Source organism: Brevibacillus sp. MER 51, from assembly GCF_023714195.1.
In the GTDB taxonomy this organism is placed as follows: Bacteria; Bacillota; Bacilli; order Brevibacillales; family Brevibacillaceae; genus Brevibacillus.
Genome location: NZ_JAMAUS010000008.1, coordinates 202,069 through 213,728, shown reverse-complemented (window position 1 = coordinate 213,728; position 11,660 = coordinate 202,069). Strand labels below are relative to the sequence as shown.

Below are 11,660 nucleotides of genomic sequence, written 5' to 3'. Positions count from 1 at the left end.
TCTAAAATTGCCTCTATAGTGCATACGAGTGAGGTGGAAATTAGTTTCATAAATAAGGAATAAACCCTTTTCTTATCGTTTTTTCTGCTGTAGGACTCTTTGGATGCGTCGAATGCCTTCCTCGATATTCGTCGGGCACTCCCACGAATAGGTCAGGCGCAGCCAGCCCGCTTCCGCTCCATAGACGCTACCCGGTGTAAAGACAACGCCCTCTCTGATCGCATCATCAAGCAATTCCCTTTCGTCCCTGGGAGCCAGCAACCGACACCAAATATGATAGCTGCCACCTGGCTCCTTCCATACGGCGAAATCGGAGAGATGATTGTGCATAGCGCGTACCATTGTTTGTTGCTGCTCCAACAAGTAACGAGACATCCGCTCCTGCTGATTGTTCCAGCTCTCTCGCTCAACAAACCGCCGGGCGAATTGCTGGGAGACGCTGCTCGTGCCAAAGTCCATTTGCTGCTTGGCATCGGCTAGTCTTTCTACGACAGATCTAGGTCCCACCAGCCAGCCAATCCGTAAGCCTGGCGCAATCGTTTTCGAAAGACTCCCGACATACAGAACAGCCCCTGTCTTGTCGATGGCTTTGATCGGCTTGGGTGGTCTAGGGCTTCCAGCCAGTGTCAATGCGCCGTAAGCGTCGTCCTCCACAAGTGGCAGGCGCAGCTCCTGACAAATATCGAGCAACTGAGATCGCCGTGCCTCACTTAAAATCGTCCCGGTTGGATTATGATAGGTCGGGTTGGCGAAAACCATGCGAATGCGATGCTCCCGCTGCAAGTCGTAGACTACCTCGGGTATAATTCCGTCCTCATCCATCGGCAAGCGAAATAAACGCAGCCCGGCTGAACTGAATAAGGGCAAGGAATACGAATAAGAGGGTCCCTCCATTGCGATTGCATCTCCGGGATTCAAGAGACACAGTGTAATGAGATGCAATGCCTGCTGCGCTCCTGACGTCACCAAAATTTCGTCGGGAGAAGCGTGAATGCCATAGTTTTCTTGCAAATGCACAGACAGTGCCTCACGCAGACGCGGCTCCCCCTTTGGGTGCGCGTAGCCCAGCTCAAGTTTGATCTCGTTTTCTTCCCTCGGCGTCGTTGGTATCCATGACGGGATCATCGTCGTTGCCAATTCTGCCTTTGCCAGATTGATGATTGAAGAATCGAAGCACGCATCCTGAATTCGTTTCGCGAGTGGATAAGCTGGCAAGAATGCCCCGCCATTCGTGTAGGTATACCAGTTTGGCATTTGTTTGACGCCCCACAGATCCCGACTGACCCAAGTACCGCTCCCTTGCCACGATTGTAAAATCCCTTTTGCCCGCAATTCTTCGTACGCTGCCGATACCGTCCCACGATTGACGCCAAAGCGACGTGCCAACACTCTTTCCGGCGGCAGAGATGTACCGGGGGACAGCGCTCCTAGCACAATCTGTCGTTCCAGCTCTTTGGCGATTTGCAAATAGATCGGAACTCCCGCATCTTTGTCCGGCTTCCATTCCATCCTGATCCGTCCCCCAAATTTCCTGTTTTCGTTTTCCTCACTTTCGACAAATTGGCTTACTGCTCCTGCTGCCAATTGGCTCTACCGTTTATGCTCGGTCGCCTCTAAGATAAAACAACAGAAACTTTTATTCGATAAAGGATGGGATTCGGATGAGTGCACAGCTTCCTATCGAGAAGCAAGCCCTACAAAAAGAGCAACCAATCACTCCTGAGCAGCTGCATACAGAGAAAATGGGCTTGCTGTATGGCTTCATCGGGGTGCTTAGCTTCAGCTTGACCTTGCCAGCAACGAAGGTGGTTGTTACCGTGCTCTCTCCCCTCTCGGCAGGGTTGGGACGAGCGTTGATCGCGGCTGTACTGGCTGCTTTGGTGCTCCTAATGAAACGTGTACCGTTTCCTACCTGGCAAGAGACCAAGAAACTGTTACTCGTATCTGCCGGAGTAGTAGCAGGCTTCCCGCTTTTCTCGTCGTGGGCGATGGAGAGAGTGCCCGCTACGCATGGTGCAGTCATCATCGCACTATTGCCATTGGCCACGGCAGGCGCAGCGATATTTTTTTCAGGCGAACGCCCCACCCGGAAGTATTGGATTTCAAGTGGGATCGCCTGTGTGACGATTATCGCCTACGCGATCAGTTCTGGCTTTGGTGCCCTCCAATGGGCGGATCTCGCCTTGCTCGGGGCGGTCATCAGCGCGGCGATCGGATACGCGGTCGGCGGTGAGCTCTCCAAGACGATGGGTGGTTGGCAGGTCATCAGTTGGTCGTTGATCTTTGCCTTTCCTTTTCTCGTCATTCCGCTCGCAGGGCCTCTGCTCGCTGAGTTAAAACAAGCCACTTGGCCTGTCTGGATCGGTTTTGGTTACATTAGCGTAATCAGTATGTTTCTCGGGTTTTTCGCCTGGTATCACGGCCTGGCGCTCGGTGGCGTCTCCAAGGTTAGTCAAATCCAATACCTTCAACCCTTTTTATCGATCATCGCCGCCTGGCTCCTCCTGTCAGAGACATTGACACTCGGTGCTGTTCTTTCCGCTGTCATTGTCGTGTTTGCTGTCGCAAAAGGGAGAAAAGCTTCCGTACAGCAAAAAGCGTAAGGAAAAAAACACCGCTCCTCTTCACTAGAAAAAGGGCGGTGTCTCTTGTTTTTATTCTGCTTGTTTCAGCATATTTCCCAAGTACATCGGTTGATAAGTGGGATCAGACAAGACTTGCTTGACTTGATCCGGTCGTGTTTTGTGGTCGTTCGGCAGTTGCTTCCACTCGTCTAGCGTGACCCAGCCCGCCCATTCGATTTCTTCATCGACGATACCACCTGGCGTAGGGTTTGTCTCTTCTCCGACGAGCTTCGCCAGAACTCCTACTCCGACTGTATGCTTTCCATTCCCTTCCTGATCGATCCGATCGTCTATCCAGATCAATCGCTCCATTTCCACGAGGAGTCCAGTCTCTTCCATCACTTCTCTTTTCGCCGCGTCTGGAATCGCTTCCAAATATTCTACGATTCCCCCTGGCAGATTGTAAAAGATGCCTCGTTGTGTCTGCTCACGGATGAGGAGGACCTTCCCTTCGTGTTCCACTACTACGGTGACTCTCAAGCGAATCGCTGACATTTCGCTCGCTCCCTTCTCAGATGGCAGGCGTACGCGTAACATTCAGGGAATCGACACCGGAGTGCGCTAACCATTCCTGTAATGCCATAAGTCCATATTGTTCCAAAAACTTTGCTTCAGAATCCGCGATTGCATGAAGCATCATGAACCTGATTACGTCCTTGCCGTTTGTATAATATTCAAGTCCAGCCTCTTCATAATAGGCAGGGGTCAGTACCATATGATTCAAAACCGATTTTTCCACGATTGTATCCCCGAGCGAAAAGATGCTCCCAGACTCCATACGGGTAGATTGACTCTCCCACTGACGAATTACCTGGGCTGCTACTCTTGCCAAATGCGTAATCATTCTCTGCTCAAACTGATAGGAATAGACGAGGTACTCTGTGGCCCCCATCTTGTGCAGCTCAAGCGTGGCATACGTCCACCATCCTCGCTTGCGCGTAGCCGGATAGACGGCAATCAGGATATCCGCATCTTCCGATTGATACAGAACGCCTTGGCTCCCAAAAAAGCGGTGGCAATGATCCATTAATTCCTTCACCACTATCATATGTGCAACCCCGCTCCAAAAAGTATGAAAACCTCTACGGCTGCCTGCTCATAGAAGAGCAACTGCGCATTTGTGAAAAGGTTTGTGCTCGCCCGAAAAAAAGCATGCCTGGATACGTAGGCATACTTCGTTGATGCTGGGCAGCGTAATCTTGTATATACGAACATTTTATCATTGTGCGGAGTGAATGTACATGTTTGAACACCCACAAAAAAGCCCACGTTATCCCGAAGGAACTGTTCTAGTTTATTTCGTGACTTTTACCGAAATCGTCATGCTTTTTCCTTGGTACTTCACCTTGAGTTTCGTTGTTCCTTTTGTGATCTCTTCCTCTTCACCTTCTGCAATCGTGACAGATCAGCTCAGCCCCACCCACATAGACTGTCAGCTTGGATGTTTTTCCGGCATATTTGGCTGAAATAACGGTTACACCTGAACCAAGCCCGATGATTTCTCCGTTCCCATTGAGCGTATCGAAAAAGTAACCATTATTATCCATTTACGTAATAAAACGTGAAGGAGTGAATTCCCAGTCACTTCGTAGAAGATGGCTGTATGTACTGTTCACATTTATCCTTTTTTGGGGGATTGTCGGATTAGAATATTACTTTGACCCTCCATCCCCTCACTATGAGTAACCGATTCAATAGTAAAATAGCGTGATAAGTGAAACTGCTCGACCATTACGACTTTGACATGGTACGATTTAGGAAACGCTTTTGGAGGGTGCAATAAAAAATACGTATCTGAACGAATCAGACACGTATTTTTTCTAAGGCGTTATCCCTTCGTCAAGAACTGTTCACTACTTGTCTTTATGAGCTTTTGTCTCTGCAAGGTTCCTTAAGATCATTACTCCCTCGTTCAAATGTTTTCGTTCTTCAACGAGTTAACGATACTGTATTCTTTGTATTTTCTATTCGCATAAAAGATCGTCAACCCCACAATAAAAAACACACCTATCCCAGCAATGATAAGATCCGCCCAAGGCAACGTAAAAGCAAATTCAAAATTACGGTCAAGGATCTTGTAGATGAAAAACATCACGCATAAACTAATCGGTAGTCCGTAAATAAGCGACTTCATTCCATAAAAAAACCCTTCGAACCGTAGCATTTTCTTCACGCCCTTTGGCGTCATGCCGATGGAAGCCAACATCGCAAACTCACGTTTTCTCAATGCCATCCCTGTCGATATTGTGTTGATAATATTTGCCATACAAATGAGTCCGATGAGAACCACAAACCCATAAAGGAATACGGATGTGACTGTGGCGCGATTCATTGCATCCTGACGCTCCTCAATCAGATTGGTCGTATAGACATGTACATCTGGATATCTGTTAATAATCGGGTTTATTTCATTTTCCAATGCCGCAGACTGCTCAGTTGTAAATTGAACCTCGCTAGTAACTTGCTCAGACAGCATATTGTTCCCACGTTCTCTTAACTTGTCAAAGCCTCGTTCAGAAACAACAAGTGTAACCATAAAAGCATCTTCCTGGTAGCGTAGCATAAAAGGTGGACGTTTATCCGTGATAGAAGCAATTCGGACTTTAGCTCCTTCAATCAAAGTGAGAGGTAGTTCTGATCCTTCTTGGACTGTTAATTGAGAGATATCTGTAAAATTATGTTCTTCTTTCAAGGTAAACCGATTGACAAGTATTGCAGAAATCTCGTCACCTTCCAATTTCTTTGCATCAATCCCAGCGGATTGCAGATACGCTGCAAAAGAGGCCTCATCCAGAGAAACAATGTTTGCAGACATGAAGTATTTCCCTTCTGGATTAAGAGTATGGCGACTGGAGATGTCTGTGGTAACCTCGTTTTCGTTGAGTAATAGATCAGCACCGATAAGTTGGGTCCGCACCTTTGTTGTTGCGTTTTGGACAGACATCAATTCATTTGTTAATGACCTTACCCTTTCCAGATCGGCTCCCCTTGCGTTTACTGACAGATCATATGGTAGCGGTGCTTGTGCCATATTGTAGGACTTATCCATATACAACGAAAAGGAAGAAGCTGCCAGGTACAAGATTACACTGATCGCAAGAGAAAAGACAGTTGAGCGATAGTGATGTTTATTCCTTTTCAGATTTTTTAATCCTAATTCCGCTTCAAATCCAAACAACTTCCGGATCATTTTGGATGTACGAACATCTTTTCCTTTTATTTCGATATCCTTTGTCTGGCGGATTGCAGTTATCGGTGTAATTCTCGAAGCCCTCACTGCTGGTAACCATGCAGAAATGAGCAATGTCAAAATGGAAAACAAAATGACAGCAATCATACTGTACGGCTCTATCACCAGTCGCATCGGTTCACTAGCGACAAACATTTTTTGAATGAATGGGCTGAGCAAATGGAGAGTAACACCAATGCCAATGGACCCAAAAAACAACCCGGCTGGAATAGCTATGATCCCGATTACCGCAGCTTCAAAAAATACAGAAGCCCTTTTTTGTTGTTTGGTTGCCCCTACGCTAGATAACATCCCTAAAGTGCGACTACGCTCTGAAAGTGAGATCGCAAACGCGTTGTAGATTAGTGAGACAGATCCAATCAGAATGATAATTCCCACGGAAAGAACTGCCAGATACATGGTGTTAAGAAAGTGGGAATCATTCGAAATCCCGGAATAAAGCAAAAGGTCCCGATTGTACTTGATTTTTACTCCATTCGATTTAACTTGATCCTTTACTCCGCTTACTTTACTAGCAATCGTGTCACTCGTTTCATAAATGTTATTTCCTAAACCTTTAAAATCCTTATATTCAACACTTACCGTATAGGGAAAGCCCTCCTCTAAATCACCCTCGGAGAGTCCACTAAATGCACGGTATGCGGCCAGTGCATCCCGCTCTCTAGCTGGCGCTTGAACAATCCCGGTAATTGTGTATGTTCTTGTCTTTGTAGGCGTAAAGACTTCCTTTGATTGATAGACATAATCGGTGTCTAATGTCTCGCTCTTACCATCTATATTCAAGCTACGTTTACCAAAATCTAAGGTGACTACATCTCCAACCTTCCAGCTTACCCCTGCGGTTTGGACAAACTGTGATGAAAGTGCCAGTTCATTTTCATTTTGAGGCAAGCGCCCATCAATTAGGCTCACCCCTATTACATCATGATGACTGTGTCCAGTAATATACAAATAAGGCTTCACGCTGCTTGGAGAGTTAGAAAGTCGTGCAAATCCGAGTTTCTGCTCAATGTCGTACCCTTCAATTCTTTCTGCATTCGTAATAACCGCAACATCTTCTCCTGCAACATCGAGAAAAGCTGCCTGCCATTTACCAGAGTAGGCAACCGCGTTTCTCTGCATCATATCCATGAAAGAACTGCTAATGGAAAATACTGCTGTAAGCATTGCAACAGAAATGACAACCCCAATGATTGTAACAAGGGTACGGCTCTTATTCTTCTTCATATAACGTAAAGTGAGCTGATTTACGATATTCATCGCCTGATCACCTCATCTCTGGAAATCCTGCCGTCCTGAATGCCAATAATACGGTCCGCTTTCAAGGCAATGTTTTCGTCATGTGTAATAACGATCAATGTTTGATGCCGTTCTTTGTGTAGTTTTTTCAACAGCTTCACAATCTCAGCACTATTTTTGCTGTCTAAATTCCCTGTTGGCTCGTCAGCCAATACAATGGCGGGACTGCTAATCAAGGCACGGCCAATAGACGCACGCTGCTGCTGTCCTCCAGAAAGCTGGTTTGGCAGATGCTTTAATCGCTGTTGAAGGCCTAGAGTCTCTACGATACCGGAAAAGATATCTTGATTTACTTCTCTACCGTCCAACAGCAATGGCAGGGTGATATTTTCCTCCACAGTAAGGACAGGGATCAGGTTGTAAAATTGATAGATAAGCCCAATCTGTCTGCGCCTGAAGATGGCCAGTGCCGTTTCATCCATCGCGTACATATCAGTCTGGTCAACGATCACTTTACCCGATGTAGGCGTATCAACGCCCCCCAGAATATGCAAAAGGGTAGACTTACCTGAACCAGATGGTCCAATGATCGCCACAAACTCCCCTTTTTGTACGGAAAATGAGATATCGTTCAATGCAGTAACAGCTGTTTCGCCATCACCGTACGTCTTTGACAGGTTCTCTACTCGCAAAATCTCCATCATGATCCTCCCAGATAAGTTATTACGTTGAGAATAGCTGCCAAACATGTCTCGTCGGTGACATTCATTCTTACAATTTTGTCATCTAAATGATTTGCTTGTAAAATTTGATTTTGAATGTTGTGCCTGCACCAATCTGACTTTCCATAAACACATCGGCGTTTTGACTTTGCAAGATTGTTTTAGACATCGCTAGCCCTATTCCAATACTATCCGATCCCGCATTCTTCCCTTTATAAAATCGTTCAAAAATGTGTGGGGCATCTTCCAGACTAATCCCCTCTCCACTGTCGGCAATGACAATTTGTGTATACAAGGGTGTTTCCTCACACGAAATAGCAATCTGTCCCCCGACCGGCGTATGCTCAATCCCGTTTTTAATTACGTTCAAAATGGCTTCTACCGTCCAGTTTTCATCTCCATACACGAAAAGGTCTTCTTTACAGGAAAAAGAGAGCTCCTGATTTTTTAATTCCATGGGGACAAGGAGTGGTTCTACTGCCTTGTTTATCATTTTCTTGACAGATACGAGTTCCTTTTTGAAAATAACACTTTGCACTTCGATTTTGGACAGCTTGAGCAATGAGGTCACGAGCCATTCAATACGCTTCAACTGATTGATAATTTTGCCCAAGAATTCCTCCCTCTTGTCTGGGGGCAGACTAGGGTTGTTTAACAAATCAGCCATGACAAACATAGAGGTAAGTGGCGTTTTTAATTGATGGGAGATGTTCGAAAGAGTATCTGCCAAGTATTGTTTTTCCTTTTTCAGTAGAGTAGACTGCTCGGACAACGTTAATGTGACTTTATAAATATCATTTTTCAGAATGCTCAATTCACCCTCAACGTTATCCCTAATATCCATCGTGGGTTGGCCTGAATATACAGAAGCCAAATAATAAGCGAGCTTCCTGATGTCCTGATAACGTTTGCGGGTAAACAGGAAAAAAATTGAAAGGAGCAGAAATACCATAGCAACTCCGACAATCCCCGCTTTCCAGTCGATCATCCATAGAATAGTGATCCCAATGAAAGAAATAAACATGCTATACATGCATAACTTCCGTATTTCTTTGTTTTTAAGCATGGCTGCCACTCATTCGATAGCCCAGTCCGCGTACGGTTTCAATCACTTTAGGATTCTGGCTATCATCCTCCAACTTTTCTCGAAGCCGTTTAATGTAAACAGAAAGGGTATTGTCATTGATAAAGTTACCATCTATATCCCAAATGCCCTCCAACAACTGATTCCTGGACAGAACTTGTCCTCTATTATTTATGAATGCTAACAGCAAACGGTATTCTAAGGCAGTCAGCATCACTTCCTCGGTTCCTTTGTACACTTTAGCCAGTTTTGTATTTACGACAATATCTCCAATCTTGACTTTGTCAGACAAGTTGGGTTCTTTTTGGTAATGTCTAAGGGATGACTTCATTCGGCTAATTAGCTCCCTGATACGAAACGGCTTTGTGATATAGTCGTCTGCCCCCATATCTAACCCTCGAACCACATTGATTTCATCATCACACGCCGTCAAGAAGATGACAGGTGCATCCTGATTTTCTTTTACATATTCGCAAATCTCATAGCCATTACCATCTGGGAGAGTCAGATCGAGTAAATATAGATCAAAACTGTGCTGTTTGATTGTTTCGAGTGCAGTTTGTTTTCCTTCGCAAAGAACTACTTCATAGCCCTCACTGGAAAGCGAATAGTGCAAACCATCTGCAATGGTCTTGTCATCTTCCACTATTAAAACCTTCATGGTTCATCCTCCCTCTACTACCATAAATCGCAATCAGCAACTCTTATCTTCCCATTTTAGTAATTATTATCGGTGTTTTCATAACACAATTGGTATTAACCTAATTTACTTAATTGGCAAGATACTTTGCAAGTTGGACTGACGAAATCATATGAATGGTTACCTTTTTCAACCTCCTCCCGTCTTGTTTATTAGCATTCCATTTTTTGGGGAGGAATCAGGCACTTATGAAAAACAAGACAGCTTGTCTCATCCTTTCTATTAGTCAAAGCATATATGCCATTTTCTTATTGGCTTGGGCCATTTCTGTTTTTTTTACCATTGTGCTTCTACCTGAAGATAAATATGATACTGGAGCACCAGGCGTGTTCTATACGATCCTATCGTATCCGCTTGTACTACTTGCCTCAACGTTGGGCAGTTGGTACTGCTATCACAAGTTGAAATTCAAAACGAGCTACGCACTCAACGCCATTCCTTTACTTTGGGTCATTCCGATGGCGTTATTTATGATCTTATTATGGAAATTTAGTATGTCCTCATAAAAACAGCCCTCCGGCGAATTACCGTCGGAGGGCTGTTGCGTTTTCCTTCATCAAGCAGGGCACAAAAAATACGTGTCTGAACGAATCAGACACGTATTTACCCGTTATCGAAACGATTATCCGATAGAGCCTTCCATCTCGAATTTAATGAGACGATTCATCTCTACCGCGTACTCCATCGGCAATTCTTTTGTGAATGGCTCGATGAAGCCCATTACGATCATCTCAGTTGCTTCTGCTTCTGACAAGCCGCGGCTCATCAGGTAGAAGAGTTGATCCTCGGATACCTTGGATACAGTCGCCTCATGCTCAAGCGTGATGCTGTCGTTCATGATCTCGTTGTACGGGATCGTGTCAGACGTGGACAGTTTATCCAGAATCAGCGTATCGCACTTGATGTTGGACTTGGAGCCTTCCGACTTGCGTCCAAACTGCGACAGACCACGGTACGTTACTTTTCCGCCATCACGGGAGATCGACTTGGAAATGATCGTCGATGTGCAATCTGGCGCCAAGTGAATCATTTTCGCACCTGCGTCTTGGTGTTGTCCTTTTCCTGCTACTGCAATGGAAAGAACGGTACCTTTCGCGCGAGGTCCTTTCATGATAACAGCTGGGTATTTCATCGTCAGCTTGGAACCGATGTTACCATCGATCCATTCCATGTTCGCATCCGCGTATGCAACCGCACGTTTGGTAACGAGGTTGTATACGTTGTTGGACCAGTTTTGGATCGTGGTGTAACGGCAACGGGCACGTTCTTTTACGATGATTTCTACAACAGCGGAGTGCAAGGAATCCGTGCTGTAGATTGGAGCTGTACAGCCCTCTACATAGTGAACGAAGGAATCTTCATCGGCGATGATCAGCGTACGCTCGAATTGACCCATGTTCTCGGAGTTGATGCGGAAGTACGCTTGCAGCGGAGTTTCCACTTTTACGCCTTTTGGTACGTAAATGAAGGAGCCACCGGACCATACTGCCGAGTTCAACGCAGCAAACTTGTTGTCTGCTGGCGGAATCACTGTCGCGAAGTATTCTTTCACGATTTCTGGGTGAAGCTTCACCGCAGAATCCATGTCGCAGAAGAGAACGCCCAGTTTTTCCAGGTCTTCCTGCATGTTGTGGTAAACTACCTCAGATTCATACTGGGCAGATACACCTGCGAGGAACTTTTGCTCTGCTTCTGGAATACCCAGCTTGTCAAAGGTTGCCTTGATTTCTTCCGGCACCTCATCCCAGCTACGGCCTTGCTTTTCAGAAGGCTTTACGTAGTAGGTGATGCTGTCAAAATCGAGGTCGTCCAGATCGCCGCCCCATTTTGGCATCGGCATGCTGTTGAAGATGTCCAATGCTTTTAGACGGAATTCCAGCATCCATGCTGGCTCATCCTTGATCTTCGAAATTTCTTCGACGATCTCGCGGGTCAAACCCTTTTTCGTACGGAATACAGAAACGTCCTTGTCGTGAAAGCCGTACTGATATTCCTGTATTTCTGGGCCTTTAACAGCCATCGTTGCTCACTCCTTCGTGTT

The 11,660-nt window shown here is 45.7% G+C and carries 11 protein-coding genes; 2 read left to right on the top strand and 9 right to left on the bottom strand.

Annotation, left to right across the window (positions count from 1 at the left end):
- Window positions 1-72 precede the first annotated feature (72 nt).
- A complete protein-coding gene (locus M3630_RS18560) occupies window positions 73-1,509 on the bottom strand; it encodes an aminotransferase-like domain-containing protein (protein ID WP_251253031.1) in 1,437 nt (478 codons plus the stop codon).
- A 152-nt stretch (window positions 1,510-1,661) separates the two neighbouring features.
- Here M3630_RS18560 and M3630_RS18555 point away from each other — a divergent pair, with 152 nt between their 5' ends.
- Window positions 1,662-2,603, top strand: coding sequence for a DMT family transporter (locus M3630_RS18555; protein ID WP_251253030.1), 942 nt, complete (start codon window positions 1,662-1,664; stop codon window positions 2,601-2,603).
- Between the two features lie 51 nt (window positions 2,604-2,654).
- On the opposite strand, the gene M3630_RS18550 is transcribed toward M3630_RS18555, so the two are convergent.
- The 7 genes from M3630_RS18550 to M3630_RS18520 all read right to left on the bottom strand — a co-directional run bounded on the left by M3630_RS18550 (window position 2,655) and on the right by M3630_RS18520 (window position 9,580).
- Complete coding sequence (locus M3630_RS18550) at window positions 2,655-3,119, bottom strand: NUDIX domain-containing protein (protein ID WP_229088160.1); 465 nt, start codon at window positions 3,117-3,119, stop codon at window positions 2,655-2,657.
- A gap of 16 nt (window positions 3,120-3,135) precedes the next feature.
- Window positions 3,136-3,672 carry a suppressor of fused domain protein gene (locus M3630_RS18545; RefSeq protein ID WP_221867869.1) on the bottom strand — a complete coding sequence of 179 codons (537 nt, stop codon included), beginning with the start codon at window positions 3,670-3,672 and terminating at the stop codon, window positions 3,136-3,138.
- Between the two features lie 334 nt (window positions 3,673-4,006).
- Entirely contained in the window at window positions 4,007-4,171 is a 165-nt protein-coding gene (locus M3630_RS18540; protein WP_251253029.1) for a hypothetical protein, read from the bottom strand.
- Window positions 4,172-4,536: 365 nt separating this feature from the next.
- Window positions 4,537-7,134, bottom strand: coding sequence for an ABC transporter permease (locus M3630_RS18535; RefSeq protein WP_251253028.1), 2,598 nt, complete (start codon window positions 7,132-7,134; stop codon window positions 4,537-4,539).
- Window positions 7,131-7,814, bottom strand: a complete 684-nt coding sequence (locus M3630_RS18530; protein WP_251253154.1) for an ABC transporter ATP-binding protein — start codon at window positions 7,812-7,814, stop codon at window positions 7,131-7,133. Before M3630_RS18530 ends, M3630_RS18535 begins: the two co-directional genes overlap by 4 nt.
- Before the next feature lie 85 nt (window positions 7,815-7,899).
- On the bottom strand, window positions 7,900-8,901 hold the full coding sequence (locus M3630_RS18525; RefSeq protein ID WP_251253027.1) for a sensor histidine kinase: 1,002 nt from the start codon (window positions 8,899-8,901) through the stop codon (window positions 7,900-7,902).
- On the bottom strand, window positions 8,894-9,580 hold the full coding sequence (locus M3630_RS18520) for a response regulator transcription factor (protein ID WP_221867866.1): 687 nt from the start codon (window positions 9,578-9,580) through the stop codon (window positions 8,894-8,896). The genes M3630_RS18525 and M3630_RS18520 overlap by 8 nt, the downstream gene beginning before the upstream one ends.
- A gap of 227 nt (window positions 9,581-9,807) precedes the next feature.
- On the opposite strand from M3630_RS18520, the gene M3630_RS18515 reads away from it, so the two are divergent.
- Window positions 9,808-10,125, top strand: coding sequence for a hypothetical protein (locus M3630_RS18515; RefSeq protein ID WP_251253026.1), 318 nt, complete (start codon window positions 9,808-9,810; stop codon window positions 10,123-10,125).
- 116 nt (window positions 10,126-10,241) lie between these two features.
- Here the strand turns inward: M3630_RS18515 and sufB are convergent, their stop codons facing one another.
- Window positions 10,242-11,639: a Fe-S cluster assembly protein SufB gene (gene sufB, locus M3630_RS18510; RefSeq protein ID WP_048034589.1), complete on the bottom strand. Its 1,398-nt coding sequence runs from the start codon at window positions 11,637-11,639 to the stop codon at window positions 10,242-10,244.
- Window positions 11,640-11,660 lie beyond the last annotated feature (21 nt).